Raw genomic sequence first — 14,170 nt, forward strand, 5'->3', positions numbered from 1 at the left:
ATGCCGCGAGCTGCCGCCACAGAAGAGAAGATCAATCCCCGCAACTCACATAAGACCTGGACCTAACACCGGGGGCATTCCACCGAAGCTGGCTGCTAGACGGTGTGCGCGACCCGCGTAAGACACTCGAAACCGCTGATTGGGACGGTCCGGGTACCCACCGGCTCGGCCCGGACTCGCTACTCACTGTCGTAGAGCGTTCCGGCGAGGCGGATCAGATGACTCGACTCATGCTCGAGCTCGTAGAAGAGAACAGGCATGGCACATGGACAACGCGTCTCTATGCTCTATCCACTCAGAACTCACGCCGCTTAAGCCAGGTGCTGTGGTTCGAAAGTGAAGGACGGACGCCTAGTGGCAAGCCGGAGCGCCCCGCCACTCCGAGAGTTGTAAGGAACGTACTGGATGTCGTGGAGGCCTACGACGGAAGCACTCCAGTTCTCGCAAATCCGCGCACAATGCGCGTGGACGATATCGATGAACTCCTCGGCTACGTTACGGACCAGCAGCGTTTAGTTTCGGTGACCATAGCAGCGCCGGTGCCTGGACTACCGATGCCTACCTGGGCGAAAGCTATCGAAACCCTCACTCGCGACGCTGTGGGATGCGCTTCGTTCTTCCTCCTAGAGCCGGACGCTGCGCTGCTCTTCAACGAGCGTCTCGGACAAACACACGCGATACCGGCCGGTGCACTGCGAACATTTATCTCCGGAGTGGAACTCGGTGATGCGGCTGATGCGCGACGCCACCGCATCATGACCGCCAGCACATTGAGCCGTAATCTTCAGAAAGGGCGATTTAAGCCCAAGATTGTTGAGTTGATCGCGTCGACTCCCCGACGCATACTCCTCGAATCGCCGTTGCCATCGGAGCTCACCCGAACGGAGCGTTTACTCCAGCGTGATCTGATCCCGGTCAAAATCATGTCTCCCGCCGGTGAGACTGCCGTTACGCTGCCGATCGCAACTGAATCAGAACGGGAGCAGAAGCCAGCGGTCGAGGAGGCCGCAGAGAACGGCAGCTTCGTGGTCAAACAACCGTCATGGTTTGACAAACTGCGCGTCCTCGTCTCACGCTTTCTCGGTCGCGAAGAAATCAATGAGTCCGCACTAGACGAGATCGCAGCGAAGTTCGAGCGCGTAGAAGCCACTGCGTCGACAGCCACCGCAAAGGCTCAAGAATTGCAGACTGAACGAGAGCGCCTAGAGGACGAACTCGCGACTCTCCGCGAACAGCTTGAGTCCGAGCAGTACGAGCGTGCTGTCGCCGATATTTCGCGACGCGAGGCGGAAGCGAAAGTTCGCTCACTAGAACACTGGCGCTCGTTACGTCTCGATAAATACGAGTACGTCGAGGAGCATCCAGCACCGTGGGAGAGCGATCCTGCGTCGGTATCGGACATCGTTGAACGGCTCACTGACTCTGAGAACTATGGCGAGATCCTACGATACGTACAGCTCTCCGACCCCGACAAGGCGCTTGACGATGCCGTCCTGCTCGATGGCAAGGACTCGATGGGAGTGTACGCCTCTGCGTTTTGGGAGTACGTTCTCGTGATTCACGACTACATGAAAGCCAGGGTCGAACAAGGATTCAGCGGCAATCTTCACAACTACCTCAATGCCCCGGACGTCATCGGGCGCAAGATTCCTGCACAACGGCATAAGGCAAACGAAAGCGAGACGGTACAGACGAACTCGAAGATGCGTCGCGAACGGACCTTCACCGTGCCCCGAGAAGTATCCCCTGACGGTAAGATCTTCATGTCAGCACACTTCGCGCCAACGCATCGCGACCAGAATGCCCCGCGGATGTACTACTACGTCGATGCGACAACAACGAAGAAGGCGTACATCGGATACATCGGCGTGCACCTCACGAACACTAAGACCAGCTGAAATATGTGGCTGGGTCGCCATCTTGGGGTACCTGACAGCATCTCGCCGTCATCACCGAGCGCGTTACTGTTCCCCGTCGTGATGAGGCACTAGCCCAGTGCCTTGCCATGACTGCGGTTATCCATGCAGACCCCACCGCGCGTTCCGCAGTGTCATCCTTCAGCGCGTCACAATCTCCATAGCTTGGACGAGTATCGCGGTCAGGACCCGATCGGGTCCCCCGCGATCCAGGCGATGAGGGTCACATCAGCGCACGCCAACGGCGGCGGGTGTCGCATCTGTTGACCTGCTGGTGGGTATGGCGCTGCCGTGCGAGGAGTAACCGCGGCGCCTGTCCGTGCCGGTCCCTACAGTCGTGTGTACGGGAAAGATCGTGACAGCTGCCTCGCGGACGCGCGGCGGGGGCTCATAGGCTTTGCGCTGCACGTCGTAGACGACGAGGAGGAACACGTCGTAGACGACGAGGAGGAAGAGGTCTACACCTACGTCCGGGAGCTGGGTACATGGAACCTGGATCGCGATGCGGCGTCGGACTTCTACTTCCCGGAACTGGACGACAGGGGCGTGGTCTTCACTGAGGTCACGCTCGGCGGAGCACGTGACCTCCGGGAACGGGCCCCGGTGATGGACCTGGACGACGATGCCATGCGACGGCTCAGCGATCGCTGGCGCGCCCAGCTCGGCGTGCCAGGCCAGACGCGCACCTCGGCGGAAGTCGGGCTGTAGGGGACAGCTAGGGTATGTGCCGGGCATGGCGGCACCCGATGCGGTGGGATGTTTGCCGGCGGAGTCCACCCCGGGGAAAGAAGGAAGCATATGAACGCGGTAGTTCGGCCCGCTACAGCAGCGGACCTGTCGTCTGCGGCCGATGTACTCGCACAGGCGTTCCGCGACTACGCCTGGACCCGCTACGTCATCCCCGAGGAGAACTACCCGGATCGGCTCCGGGAGCTTCAGTACCTGTACCTGTCGCACGCGCTCAGCCACGGGTTCGTGGCTCTGACCGAAGACCTGGACGGCGTGATCGCGCTGCTGCCGCCGGACGCGAGCGATCCCGATGAGGCCGCCCTCGAACGGATCCTCGCGCTGCATGGAGACCGGACCTCTCGCCTGCAGTCCGGGGCGGCTGTCACCGACCAGGCAGGGGGCGATGATCGCGCCGCCTGGACCCTGGAGACGGTCGGCGTGCGGCCGGCCGGACAGGGCCGGGGCCTGGGCGGGGCACTCGTCGCGTTCGGTCTTGCTGAGGCACATGCTCGCGGGGCTGCGTACGTCCGGCTGGAAACCTCCGACGAGCGCAATGTGCGCCTCTACCGGCGGTACGGTTTCGAGGTGACTGGCCGTGCCGACCGCCCCGGCGGACCGCGGGTATGGCGCATGCGCGCGACCGTCCCTGGGCTGCACGATGACGGCGTTTCGCTGGTGACCACCGCCTCGTCTGCCGCCTCGTCTGTGGTGCCCACGACGACGCCCTGATCCTCCGGGCTACGCCTCCCTTGGTTCGCCGATGTCAGCAGACCCGCGAGATGTCCAGCACCGCGGGCTCACGCGAGAGAGCGAACGGCTCCTGGAGCAGCAGAGAGCGCATCGTCGTAGGGAACAGTCCGTGAACTGGTCGCGTATCCGATCGGCTCCACGACGATTTCCATCCGACCTCCATATGCGCCTCGGAATGTATGCCTTGAATGGTAGTGAGAACTTCAGCGGCGTTCAGAAGATGAACGCGAGTATCCCGCTCGTCAGGAGCGCGACGAAGACGACGTTGAACACCGCCGTGCACACCCCGGAGACGAGAATCAGGGAGCGGTTCAGGCCCGCGCTGCTCATGACGAAGGCGTGGAAGGTGACGCTGAGAAAGAATCCGCTCAGCAGCATCGCCAGGGGCACTCCCCACTTCTCCACCCGGGCGAGGATCTTCTTCTCCCGCTCGCCCTTGGTGCGCCTGCCACCGAGGCGGGCTCCGGCGGCCACCGCGGCGAATGTCGCCAGGACGGTGCCCCCGGCGGACACCGGGACCGCTAATGGCCAGGGCACCCCCGCGACGAGCCCGACGGCGACGGCGACATCGCCCTCGAAGATGGGGAGGGCGGAGATGACGACCAGTGCCAGGACCTGCAAGATGAGCGGGAGCGTGTCCACGAACTGCTGGAGACCGTCGATGATGTCGTGCAGCAAACCTTCTGCCTCTCGTGTTTTCCGCCGCGGCGGCGTCTCGTCCCGGCCGTCCTGACCGGGGGGCGGCGTGCACCACCACTCTCGCCGGGGGTGTGATCCGGCGGTAGTGGATGCGTGTCACCTCTTCCTGTGACGCCGTGTCATGACGTGAGGCCAGACGGCGGCGATGGCGGTTCCGGGCGTACCTGCCGCACTACACTGTCTTCGATGGACGGGGGATCGCCCGGCGGGGTGACGCGCGCGCAGATCCGGAGGTGGACGACGCGCGGTTACGTCGTCGCGCTGCTGGCGACGGCGCTGGTCTCCGTACTGACCTCGTCGAATCCGGAAGCGATGCTCCTCATCGTGCCAAGCCTGGCGCTGGCGGCGGCCGTGCTGTTTTCCCACGAGCGGGTCAGCCCGAAACTCGTCGGCATCGCCATGGTGGTGGGCTACGCAACGTTCGCCTGGGCGGCGGTGACCGGAGAGAACGCGGCAGGATCGGCCGGCGTGGGGATCTGCATCGGGATCTGGCTGATGCACAGACGCAGCCTGATTCTGTGGGTGCTGGCGCTGGCGAGCATTCCGCTCGTGGCGTCCACGGCGTTCCTGGGGGACCTCGACATCGCCTGGCGGACGGCGCTGCTGCTGCTCCTCATGGCCGGTGTCTGGATCGCCACCGTCGTCGATGCGGAGAGCCAGAAGGACCTTGTGCTGCAGCTGGAACGCATGAAGGACCGGGAACGGGAGCTCTCCCTTCTCCGCGAGCGTGATCGCTTCGCCGCTGACCTCCATGACATCCAGGGCCACAGTCTTCATGCCATCAAGCTCAAAGCGGCGCTGGCGGAGAGAATGCTGCCCGGGGACGCGAACCGGGCCGCCGCGGAACTCGGGGACATCCGCCGGCTGGCCGCCGAGGCCATCGGGCAGGGGCGGCAACTGGCCGCCGGCACGCACCGCCTGAACCTGGCCGCCGAGCTTCAGAACGCCCGCGAGCTACTTCTCGCCGCCGGCATCGGGACAGTGCAGGTAGAACTCGAGCCGGGCCTCGACCCTGACCGGCTGCCGCGCGGAGCCGAGTTCGCCCAGGTGCTGCGCGAGGCCACCACCAATATCGTGCGGCATGCCCGCCGCGGCCGCGTCACCATCACCCTCACCCCGAACGAGCTGACCGTCGTCAATAATGGCGCGCCGCCTTCCCTTGACGGCACACCGCCGCTTCGGGGACTGGCGGCGCTGGCGGGACGGATCGACGCGGCCGGCGGACGTCTCACCGCCGAGGCGAGAGATGACCTCTTCACCGTCCGAGTGCACTTTCCCCCGGAGTGCGACCGGTGACCGTCAGAGTGATCCTCGCCGATGATGAAGGGCTGATCCGCTCTGCCCTGGCCGCGCTACTGCCGCTGGAGGGCGACATCGCCGTGGTGGCGGAAGCTTCCACCGGCAGCCAGGCGCTGCGCACTTTTGAGACAGTACGGCCCGCCGTGGTGATGCTCGATGTGGACATGCCGGACCGCAGCGGGCTTGAGGTCGCCGAGGAAATCCTCGGTGCTCACCCCCAGCAGGCGGTCCTGATCCTCACACGTCATGCCCGGCCGGGAACCCTCCGTCACGCGCTGCGGCTCGGCGTGCGCGGGTTCCTCGGCAAGGATGCTGAACCGGCCGTCATCGCCTCCGCCGTGATCGCTCTTGCGGACGGTGGCAGGCACATCGACGGTGAACTGATGACGCAGGCGCTCATCAGCGATAGTCCCCTGAGCGAGCGGGAGCAGGAGATGTTGCACCTGACCCTGGAAGGGCTCTCGGTGGCGCAGATCAGCGAGCGGCTGAGCCTCTCGGCCGGCACAGTGCGGAACTACCTCTCCCAGGCGATCCAGAAGACGCCCGAGGACACGCGTCAGCGAGCCGCGGAGTACGCCCGCGCGCGCCGCTGGATATGACCCACCGCAGCTACGCATCCTCCGGGCGCGATGTGCCTACCGGTCAGGCCGCCGCGTGTTCACCCAGCTACAGTGCCAGGTCCGGGAGGCCGGACCGCGGCCCGCAGGCGCCTTCTGCGGCGCCAAGCTGCGGGCCTGGTTCCGAGTCCTGCCTAGTCATGATCTGCTGCAACCCGATCGGCAGCCCTCGGCAATCTGACATCTGTAAGATAGAGTGGCCGCATGGACGCATGGATGCGCCGAACCCGCAAGGCACCCGCAAGGATGGGCCTTGCCTCTGGTGCGGTGATCCATGCGGTGTCCGTTGCCAGCCTCTTTCGTGACGCAGACGTCACCCGGGGCATCTTTCGTCACCACGCGCCGAGTCCCGCCGGGCTGCTGACTTCCGGACGGCAGAGGACTTCTCCACCGTCGACGAGCCCGGGCATTCGTGTACGCCGCGAGCCTGGACCCCTTCCTATCCCCGTTGGTGACGGGCTCCTACGCCGGGATGGCGGTGGCGTACCCGGCCGAAGGGGTCGTCGGCGACGGGAAGCTAGTAGGCGGACGCACCGAACCGAACGCGCAACCAGGGCTGCTGGTCGCGTCGCCATGAATAGCGGCTGCGAAGGCGCAGTTGCGGAAACGGAGAACCCCCATGAGGGCAGCGCTGTTCTACAAGAAGGAAGACGTCCGGGTCGAGGAAGTCCCGGAGCCCAGCCCCGGTCCCGGTCAGGTCAAGCTCCGCAATGCCTATGCGGGGATCTGCGGGTCCGATCTCCACGTCTATTACGCCCCCGAGGCTGCCGGCGTGAACTTCGATGCACCGCACCCGGTCACCGGCGCCATGCCCCCGCAAGTCCTGGGGCACGAGTTCTCCGGCACGGTGGTCGAGGTTGGTGAAGGGGTGAACGACGTGGCCGTGGGTGATCGCGCGGCGGTGTGGCCGATCTACTTCTGCCAGGAATGCCCAGCCTGTGACAAAGGGCTCTACAACGTCTGCCGGAAGATCGGATTCCACGGTCTCACCGCCGATGGCGGCGGGATGGCCGAGTACACCACCGTGGATGTCTCAAAGCTGCATGTGCTGCCGGACAGTGTGGACCTGCGGATGGGGGCTTTGGTGGAGCCCATGTCGGTCGCCTGGCACGGGGTGGAGAAGTCCGGGGTGAGCGCGGGCGGTTCTGCGCTGATCGCAGGTGCGGGACCGATCGGCATCGGCGTCTACTTCGCCCTGCGTGCCAAGGGCGTGGACCGGGTGCTCATCTCCGAGCCCAGTGCCGCGCGACGTGAGACCGTGGCCCGGCTCGGTGCGGCCGTGGTGGATCCGGTGGAGGGGGACCTCGCGGCCGCTGTCACGGAACTCACCGGTGGATCCGGCGTTGACGTGGCGTTCGACGCCGCGGGAGCGGGTGTCGCTGTCACCTCAGCCCTTGCCAACCTCACGCCCGGCGGCCGGGTCGTGGTGCTCGCCCTGCATGAGCGGCCGTTCGAGTTCAATCCCACGCAACTGGTGATGGGTGAGACCGAGGTCGCTGGAACCCTGGCATACCTGCCGGCAGATTTCGATGCGGTAATCGAGGCAATGAGCCGTGGGGTCTATGACACCACCGGTTGGGTGGAGGAAGTGGGGCTCGACGACGTCGTCGACGCCATCCACCGCCTCCGAGAAGGAGCGGGAGCGAAAATCCTGGTCAGCAGCACCGAGTGACCCGATTCAGCGCCGACTTCCTGTGCCGGGTAGGGAGGTGCTGTCGCTGACGCCGTCACCGGGGTCCGGCCCGCTCATCCAGGCGTAGGAGGAGTCGCCTTTACCCGCGGGACGCACGACGAACGTCTCGCCGTCGACGGTGGTCCGGTTCGTCTTGTTCGCGCACGACCGTCTCACTGCTGCGAGCATCGCCCGGTACTGTGTCGCGTGTATCGCTTTGATTCAACGTCATCACGGGCCGGGAGGCTAACGCCGATGGGGGATGAACGGGAACCGGAGCAGTTGCGCTGGCTACAGCGGCGGACCGCCGGGCGCGCCGAAGAGCTGCCCGGTGCCGAGCTCAGCCACCCCTTCGGCGACGAGTACGACGTGTGGAGGGTCCGTGGCAAGGTCTTCATGATCCACACCGCTGTGACCGGCGAACCGATCGTGATCCTCAAGGCCGCGCCGGAGGCGGCGCGTTTCTTGCGCGAGGCTCATGCGCACATCACGCCCGGGTATCACATGAATAAGCGGCACTGGATCACCGTGCACCCCGGCGGGGACTTCGACGACGAACTGCTCGATGATCTCGTCACTGAGTCCTATCTGCTGGTGATCGAGAAGAATCTGCTGGTGATCGAGAAGAACGTTCCCCGCCGCGAGCGCCCGGTGGACCCGGAGACCTTCGGGCGGTAGGGGAGATGGCGAAGGGCCTTCCCGCGATCACGAGAAGGCCCTTTCTGGTGGCTCCGACCGGCGTCGATCCGGTGACCTCACGATTTTCAGTCGTGCGCTCTACCAACTGAGCTACAGAGCCGTGGCCGGCAATGTGCCGCCATATGGCGAAGGGATCTTCCCTTAAAGAAGATCCCCCGCCACTCGCGACCCTGACGGGACTTGAACCCGCGACCTCCGCCGTGACAGGGCGGCGCGCTAACCAACTGCGCCACAGGGCCTTGCTTAACAGGCTAGATATCGATGATACCTCACCGAGTACCCCCAACGGGATTCGAACCCGTGTCGCCGCCGTGAAAGGGCGGAATCCTAGGCCGCTAGACGATGGGGGCGCGAGCCAAAACTCCTAGGCCGTTACGACCCCGTCGTTTTGAGCCTTGAACAGCTTACGACAGGTTCCGGCAGAGTGCAAAATCGGCCTTCCCGGATGCGTCTACCACCACGAGCTGCTCCTCGCGCGGCCCCGTTTTGGCTGATGGCCCGGTGCAATCGAGTGCCCAGCGCCAACTGAGGTCGCTCCTATCAGATGCGAAGAGAGGCGCCAGGAGACCTTAGTTGTGAGAGCGACCGCCATCAGTCGGCGCGAGCCTTCCCGTCAGTGCACGGGCTCCGTCTGGCACTCAGTTAGAGCACGGCTCTCCTGACGCCCAGTCACTGCACGACCTTCCTTCTGGTGCCCCGCGGTGACGCCCTAGACTGAACCTGTCATGGAGAATGTCAGCGATGAGGAGTTCGACGCCGCTCTCGAGGAGGCGCTCGGCATCCTCCCGGTCGGCATCGCCGACCATCTGGACAACATCGCGCTCTTCGTCGACGACGATCCTCCCGCGGATATGCCCGGCCTGCTGGGGCTGTACGAGGGCACCCCGCTGACCGAGCGCGGCGCCGGCTGGGAGTTCCAGCTTCCCGACGCGGTCTTCCTCTACAAGAGTTCCCTCATCGCCTATGCCCGGGACCTCGAGGAACTGCGCGACGAGATCGCGATCACGATCGTGCACGAGATCGCTCATCATCATGGCATCGATGACGAGAAGCTCCACGAATGGGGATGGGGCTGAGCGGAACGACGGTGGCCGCGGTGATTCGCTGCTGATTCCGCACGCGCGCATCCGGTGGCGTCGGAACATGCCGGTTTGTCCGGACTGTGAGACGTGTCACCAAGGGGCAGGATGATTTGTGGCAGCCGCCTCAGCGTTTGTATCGTGACAAGCTAGCAAAGGCAGCTTACCAGCGCACATAGTCAGCACGAGGAGAATCACAGACCGTTACGGACGGGCCAGCATGGTTGCCGTGAGCGGTTGGAGGATATACCCCATGAGTCGAATCTCCCTCAAGGAGAAGCACCCCGCGGCAACCCCCGCACTCCGCGTTCTCAGCATGGCGGGGGCCTCATACACCCTTCACCAGTTCGAGCATAATCCCCACGCCCGCAGCCTTGGACACGAGGTCTGCAGCCAGCTCGGCGTCGACCCCGAGCGCGTTCTCAAGACCCTCATGATCTCCGTGGACGACACACTCGTCACCGCCGTCGTCCCGGTCTCCGGGCAGCTGGACCTGCGGGCTCTGGCCAGCGCGGTCGGCGGCAAGCGGGCCCAGCTCGCGGGTATCGCCGAAGCCGAGCGGCGCACCGGCTACGTGCGAGGCGGCACCAGCCCGCTGGGTCAGCGCAATCCGAGCCCCACCGTCGTCGACATCACCGCCCTGGACTACGAGACCGTTCTGGTCTCCGCCGGCCGCCGCGGGATGGAGATCGAGCTGAGCCCGCACGACCTGGTCCTGCTCACCAACGCGCAGGTCGCCCGGATCGCGAACCTGGATTGAGGGCACCCGGCCGGCTTGGCCGGGTCCCGTCGGCGTTGCGGCTCAGCTCGTCACACGGACATAGCGGGTCTCGCCGGCGACAGGGCGGGCGGCGCCGGAACTCAGGTCCGCCAGCCGCTCGCGGGCCCGCTTCTCCTGCTCCGGCGGCACCGCGAAGCGCACCGTGACCCGCTCCCCGTACTCGGTCTCTACGACCGTCCAGCCTGCGGCGTGGCACTCGGCCTCGAATGCCGGTCCCCACCGGTAGTCCAGTTCGACCGTGAACTCCTGCCGCAGGGCGTACCGGACCCGCCTGGCCTCCGCGGCAGCGGCGGAGACGGCGGCGCCATAGGCCCGGACCAGGCCGCCCGCGCCCAGCAGCACCCCGCCGAAGTACCGCGTCACGACCGCCACCACATCTGTCAGTCCTTCGCCGAGCAGGACCTCCAGCATCGGGCGCCCGGCCGTGCCGGAAGGCTCGCCGTCGTCGTTGCTGCGCTGAGTCGCCGCATCCGGCCCCAGGACGAAGGCCGTGCAGTGGTGCCGGGCCTTCGGATGCGCCTGCGCCACGGCGGCGATGACGGCCCGCGCCTCATCCTCCGAACCTGCCGGCGCCAGATGGCACAGGAAGCGGGACCGTTTGATCTCCAGCTCGGCGTCCACCGCTGCCGCGATGGTGGTGTACTGCTGAGGTCCGGGCGCCACTGGCATCAGCCGTACAGCTGCCCGCCCCGCGCGGTGCCCAGGACCTCGAGCCCCGCGATCTCGTCCGGGGCCACATCCATCGGCGCCTCGCTCAGGAGGACGAAGTCCGCGAGCTTCCCGGCCGTCAGGGTGCCCTTGTCCGCCTGCTGTCCGGCCGCCGTGGCCGAGCCGATGGTGTAGGCGCGCAACGCCTCCTCGGCGGTCAGCGCCTCATCGGCGGCCAGCACGGCGCCGGAGCGAGTGAGCCGTTCCGCATAGGCCTGCATCCCGCGCAGCGGGTTCCCTTCCGCGCACGGCCGGTCGGAGGAGCCGGCCAGCAGCACGCCCGCTTGGAGGAACGACCTCCCGCGGTACAGCCACGGGACGCGGTCGGGGCCCAGGCAGGCGGCCATGCCGTCGCCGATCGACTCGAAGAACGCTGCCTGCGGGGTGACGGCGATGCCCTCGCGGGCCAGGAGCGCGAGCTGTTCGGGCCGGACGACGGCAGCATGCTCGATGCGGTGTGGCCGGTCCCGCCGGCCGTAACGCCGCTGTGCCTCCGCGATGATGGAGATCGCCTCGTCGATGGCCAGATCGCCGATGGCGTGCAGGGCGAGCGACCAATCCGCCGCGGCGGCCTCCAGGACCTTGCGGCGCAGCTCCTCGCGCGGCGCCTGCAGGTAGCCGGCATGGTCACGCCCGGTGTAATTGCTGGTCAGGGCGGCCGTCTCCCCGGAGAGGGCGCCGTCCATGAAGACCTTGACCGGGCCGATCCGCACCATGTCGTCACCCAGGCCGGTCCGCAGCCCCAGGTCCAGGCCGCTGGTGATGCCGTCATCGGCGTGGGCGGTGACCGGATGCAGGGCGTCGATGCTGGGCATCAGCTCGGCGCGGGCGTGCAGGCGGCCGGAGTCGGCGGCCTGCTGATACGCGGCGAGTTCCACCGGCGTGTGACCGATCCAGCCGGCGGCGATGCCCGCGTCCGTGAAGCTCGTGATGCCCTCGCCGGCGTAATGCCGGGTGGCGCGCTCGATCGCCGCGACCATCTCGTCCTTGGCGTAGGGCCGGATGAGCTGCTGGATCAGTTCCTGCGCGGTCTCCTCCACCAGCCCGGTCGGGCGGCCTGCGGCATCCCGGACGATGCGGCCGCCGTCCGGGTCCTCGAATCCGGGTTCCAGGACGCCGGCGCGGCGCAACGCCTCGGTGTTGACGATGGCGGCATGCCCGGAGGTCTGCCGGATGAACAGCGGCCGCCCGCCGGAGATGCGGTCGAGGATCTCGATGTCGGGGTACTGGTCGTCATAGTCCCGGTGGGCGTAACCGGTGGCGTTCACCCATTCGGAAGGTCCCAGCCCGGCGGCGTGCTCCTCGATCCTGCGGTACACCTCCGGCAGACCGCCGGGAAGGCGGGTGAGATCCAGCGCGGCGAGGGTGAGCCCGAACCACGCGGTGTGACAGTGGGCGTCGAAGAAGCCGGGAACGGCCGCCGCGCCGCCGGCGTCGATGACAGTGCGAGCCGGCAGATCGGCGATGTCCTCGTCGAACCCCAGGATCCGGCCGTGCACGATGCCCATCGTCGTCGCGGTGGGCCGTTCCTCATCGAGAGTGGTGATGCGGGCGTCGACGAGCTTGGCGTCCAGCTGCACGGGAGAAGCCTCGTTTCTTGGGTGCTGCCGGCAGTCGGCCGGCGGTCGGACTGGTGGTCGCGGGCGGCGGGCGTGCCTATGAGCATAGTCACTCGTCCCCGTCCGGTGAGGCGCAGGGGTCCCGCTGTGAAGCGGTTTCAGGCGATCCGCAGGAGCGCGTCTTAGACTTGGAGCCCACCGAGTGAAGGAGCACCCGCATGGCAGAGCGCACCGCTGTCGTGGCCAGCAAGTCCGGCCTGCACGCCCGTCCCGCCGGCATCTTCGTGGAGGCGGTCGCCGCCTACGATCTGGACATCTCGATCGCCAAGGCCTCTGCGCCCGAGGACCGCTTCGACGCGGCGAGCATCCTGTCCCTCATGGGACTCGGTGCCGGCCAGGGCGAGACGGTGGTGCTGCGGGCCGAGGGTGACGGCGCAGAAGACGCACTGGATGCCCTGGCCGCGCTGCTGGAACGCGATCTCGACGCGGACTGACGCGCGGGGCGCCTCCGGCTTAGACCGCAGCCTCTCTGTTGTCCGTGTGCCTTCCGCCCGGCCAGGATGGCTTATCCCGTCAGGGGTGACCGCCCTCGCCCGTCGCCACGGCACTGCGCGGGATGATCTGACATCCGTCGCCGTCTGACGTTTCAGCTCCGCTCGGCCGCCCGCGGCGTCAGCTCTGCTCGTACAGCGGGGTCGACAGGTACCGCTCGCCGGTGTCCGGAAGGACCGCGACGATGGTCTTGCCGGCATACGCCTCCCGGCCTGCCAGCTCGGCTGCCGCCGCCAGGGCGGCACCCGAGGAGACCCCGACCAGCAGTCCCTCGCTGCGGGCGGCGCGCCGGGCGTACTCGTAGGACTGTTCCGCGCTGACATCGATGACCTCGTCGACCAGGTCGAGCCGCAGCACCGGTGGAATCGAATCGCCGCCGATGATGCCCTGAATCGGGTGCGGCCGGAAAGGGCCGCCGTTGAGCACGGGCGCCTCGGCCGGCTCCACGCCGATGATCGCCAGATCCGGGTTCTTGCCGCGCAGATAGCCACCGGCGCCGGTGATGGTGCCGCCGGTGCCGATGGTGGCCACGAGCGCGTCGACCTCCCCGCCGGTATCCGACCAGATCTCCGGGCCCGTGGTGGACTCGTGCACCTGCGGATTGGCGGGGTTCCCGCCCTGCCCGGCCAGGAAGGCGCCGGGCGTGTTCTCCAGGATCTCCCCGGCCTTCTGGTTGGCCCCGGCCATCGCGGTCTCACCCGGCGTCAGGACGATCTCAGCCCCGAGCGCGCGTAGCAGATCCCGGCGCTCGACCGAGACGTCATCGGGCATCGCGATGATCACGCGGTAGCCCAGTGCCGTGCCGATCCACGCCAGGGCGATGCCCGTGTTGCCGCTGGAGGCCTCGATGATGGTGCCCCCGGGAGCGAGCTTCCCCTCGGCCTCGGCGGCACGGATGATCGCCAGCGCGGTGCGGTCCTTCACGCTGGAAGCCGGATTGAAACCCTCCAGCTTGCCCAGGACGCGGGCGTGCGAATCGGCGAACAGACGGCTCAGGTGCAGCAGCGGCGTGCCGCCGACCAGCTCGGCGAGGCTCTCATGGATGTTCGGCATGAGGGGATCGTCTCAGAACGGGATCCGCCGCGCCAGAGCCCGCGTCACGCGCTGTCG

At 66.7% G+C, this 14,170-nt stretch carries 15 protein-coding genes and 3 tRNA genes; 10 read left to right on the plus strand and 8 right to left on the minus strand.

Annotation, left to right across the window (positions count from 1 at the left end; genetic code table 11):
- Positions 1-410: 410 nt before the first annotated feature.
- The 3 genes from IEW13_RS16460 (at position 411) to IEW13_RS16470 (ending at position 3,374) form a co-directional block, all read left to right on the plus strand.
- Positions 411-1,898 (plus strand): hypothetical protein, encoded by a 1,488-nt coding sequence (locus IEW13_RS16460; protein ID WP_188552005.1) that lies wholly within the window; start codon positions 411-413, stop codon positions 1,896-1,898.
- 357 nt (positions 1,899-2,255) lie between these two features.
- Positions 2,256-2,624, plus strand: a complete 369-nt coding sequence (locus tag IEW13_RS16465) for a hypothetical protein (protein ID WP_188552006.1) — start codon at positions 2,256-2,258, stop codon at positions 2,622-2,624.
- 90 nt (positions 2,625-2,714) lie between these two features.
- Positions 2,715-3,374, plus strand: coding sequence for a GNAT family N-acetyltransferase (locus IEW13_RS16470; RefSeq protein WP_188552007.1), 660 nt, complete (start codon positions 2,715-2,717; stop codon positions 3,372-3,374).
- 234 nt (positions 3,375-3,608) lie between these two features.
- Here the strand turns inward: IEW13_RS16470 and IEW13_RS16475 are convergent, their stop codons facing one another.
- Positions 3,609-4,073, minus strand: coding sequence for a hypothetical protein (locus tag IEW13_RS16475; RefSeq protein WP_188552008.1), 465 nt, complete (start codon positions 4,071-4,073; stop codon positions 3,609-3,611).
- A 207-nt stretch (positions 4,074-4,280) separates the two neighbouring features.
- Between IEW13_RS16475 and IEW13_RS16480 the strand changes: the two genes are divergently transcribed.
- The 3 genes from IEW13_RS16480 to IEW13_RS16490 all read left to right on the plus strand — a co-directional run bounded on the left by IEW13_RS16480 (position 4,281) and on the right by IEW13_RS16490 (position 7,682).
- The gene (locus tag IEW13_RS16480) at positions 4,281-5,390 is read left to right on the plus strand and encodes a sensor histidine kinase (protein WP_188552009.1); all 1,110 of its coding nucleotides are present in this window, start codon (positions 4,281-4,283) and stop codon (positions 5,388-5,390) included.
- The gene (locus IEW13_RS16485) at positions 5,387-5,992 is read left to right on the plus strand and encodes a response regulator transcription factor (protein ID WP_188552010.1); all 606 of its coding nucleotides are present in this window, start codon (positions 5,387-5,389) and stop codon (positions 5,990-5,992) included. Before IEW13_RS16480 ends, IEW13_RS16485 begins: the two co-directional genes overlap by 4 nt.
- Positions 5,993-6,629: 637 nt before the next feature.
- On the plus strand, positions 6,630-7,682 hold the full coding sequence (locus IEW13_RS16490; RefSeq protein WP_188552011.1) for a 2,3-butanediol dehydrogenase: 1,053 nt from the start codon (positions 6,630-6,632) through the stop codon (positions 7,680-7,682).
- A gap of 6 nt (positions 7,683-7,688) precedes the next feature.
- On the opposite strand, the gene IEW13_RS16495 is transcribed toward IEW13_RS16490, so the two are convergent.
- A complete protein-coding gene (locus IEW13_RS16495; RefSeq protein ID WP_188552012.1) occupies positions 7,689-7,871 on the minus strand; it encodes a hypothetical protein in 183 nt (60 codons plus the stop codon).
- A gap of 66 nt (positions 7,872-7,937) precedes the next feature.
- On the opposite strand from IEW13_RS16495, the gene IEW13_RS16500 reads away from it, so the two are divergent.
- A complete protein-coding gene (locus IEW13_RS16500) occupies positions 7,938-8,360 on the plus strand; it encodes an MmcQ/YjbR family DNA-binding protein (protein ID WP_188552013.1) in 423 nt (140 codons plus the stop codon).
- Between the two features lie 45 nt (positions 8,361-8,405).
- Here IEW13_RS16500 and IEW13_RS16505 read toward each other — a convergent pair.
- From IEW13_RS16505 to IEW13_RS16515, 3 genes are all read right to left on the minus strand, one after another.
- A tRNA-Phe gene (locus IEW13_RS16505) sits at positions 8,406-8,481 on the minus strand.
- A gap of 65 nt (positions 8,482-8,546) precedes the next feature.
- A tRNA-Asp gene (locus IEW13_RS16510) sits at positions 8,547-8,620 on the minus strand.
- A 38-nt stretch (positions 8,621-8,658) separates the two neighbouring features.
- A tRNA-Glu gene (locus IEW13_RS16515) sits at positions 8,659-8,731 on the minus strand.
- Positions 8,732-9,106: 375 nt separating this feature from the next.
- Here IEW13_RS16515 and IEW13_RS16520 point away from each other — a divergent pair.
- Together IEW13_RS16520 and ybaK are read left to right on the plus strand one after the other, a co-directional pair.
- Positions 9,107-9,457, plus strand: a complete 351-nt coding sequence (locus IEW13_RS16520) for a metallopeptidase family protein (RefSeq protein ID WP_188552014.1) — start codon at positions 9,107-9,109, stop codon at positions 9,455-9,457.
- A 256-nt stretch (positions 9,458-9,713) separates the two neighbouring features.
- Positions 9,714-10,220, plus strand: coding sequence for a Cys-tRNA(Pro) deacylase (gene ybaK, locus IEW13_RS16525; protein ID WP_188552015.1), 507 nt, complete (start codon positions 9,714-9,716; stop codon positions 10,218-10,220).
- A 42-nt stretch (positions 10,221-10,262) separates the two neighbouring features.
- Here ybaK and IEW13_RS16530 read toward each other — a convergent pair whose 3' ends face one another.
- Entirely contained in the window at positions 10,263-10,910 is a 648-nt protein-coding gene (locus IEW13_RS16530) for a YigZ family protein (RefSeq protein WP_188552016.1), read from the minus strand.
- Complete coding sequence (locus IEW13_RS16535) at positions 10,910-12,529, minus strand: amidohydrolase (protein WP_229745270.1); 1,620 nt, start codon at positions 12,527-12,529, stop codon at positions 10,910-10,912. Before IEW13_RS16535 ends, IEW13_RS16530 begins: the two co-directional genes overlap by 1 nt.
- A 197-nt stretch (positions 12,530-12,726) precedes the next feature.
- Here IEW13_RS16535 and IEW13_RS16540 point away from each other — a divergent pair, with 197 nt between their 5' ends.
- Positions 12,727-13,002, plus strand: coding sequence for an HPr family phosphocarrier protein (locus tag IEW13_RS16540; protein ID WP_188552017.1), 276 nt, complete (start codon positions 12,727-12,729; stop codon positions 13,000-13,002).
- 178 nt (positions 13,003-13,180) lie between these two features.
- On the opposite strand, the gene cysK is transcribed toward IEW13_RS16540, so the two are convergent.
- Positions 13,181-14,113, minus strand: a complete 933-nt coding sequence (cysK, locus tag IEW13_RS16545) for a cysteine synthase A (RefSeq protein WP_188552018.1) — start codon at positions 14,111-14,113, stop codon at positions 13,181-13,183.
- Positions 14,114-14,170: the final 57 nt, after the last annotated feature.

It is taken from the genome of Sediminivirga luteola, from assembly GCF_014639315.1.
Classification (GTDB): domain Bacteria; phylum Actinomycetota; class Actinomycetes; order Actinomycetales; family Brevibacteriaceae; genus Sediminivirga; species Sediminivirga luteola.

Excerpts from the sequence above, each read along its gene's own strand:
- ybaK (WP_188552015.1), top strand. The coding sequence starts at position 9,714 with ATGAGTCGAATCTCCCTCAAGGAGAAGCACCCCGCGGCAACCCCCGCA.
- cysK (WP_188552018.1), bottom strand. The coding sequence starts at position 14,113 with ATGCCGAACATCCATGAGAGCCTCGCCGAGCTGGTCGGCGGCACGCCG.
- IEW13_RS16530 (WP_188552016.1), bottom strand. The coding sequence starts at position 10,910 with ATGCCAGTGGCGCCCGGACCTCAGCAGTACACCACCATCGCGGCAGCG.
- IEW13_RS16490 (WP_188552011.1), top strand. The coding sequence starts at position 6,630 with ATGAGGGCAGCGCTGTTCTACAAGAAGGAAGACGTCCGGGTCGAGGAA.
- IEW13_RS16480 (WP_188552009.1), top strand. The coding sequence starts at position 4,281 with ATGGACGGGGGATCGCCCGGCGGGGTGACGCGCGCGCAGATCCGGAGG.
- IEW13_RS16470 (WP_188552007.1), top strand. The coding sequence starts at position 2,715 with ATGAACGCGGTAGTTCGGCCCGCTACAGCAGCGGACCTGTCGTCTGCG.
- IEW13_RS16520 (WP_188552014.1), top strand. The coding sequence starts at position 9,107 with ATGGAGAATGTCAGCGATGAGGAGTTCGACGCCGCTCTCGAGGAGGCG.
- IEW13_RS16495 (WP_188552012.1), bottom strand. The coding sequence starts at position 7,871 with ATGCTCGCAGCAGTGAGACGGTCGTGCGCGAACAAGACGAACCGGACC.
- IEW13_RS16540 (WP_188552017.1), top strand. The coding sequence starts at position 12,727 with ATGGCAGAGCGCACCGCTGTCGTGGCCAGCAAGTCCGGCCTGCACGCC.
- IEW13_RS16500 (WP_188552013.1), top strand. The coding sequence starts at position 7,938 with ATGGGGGATGAACGGGAACCGGAGCAGTTGCGCTGGCTACAGCGGCGG.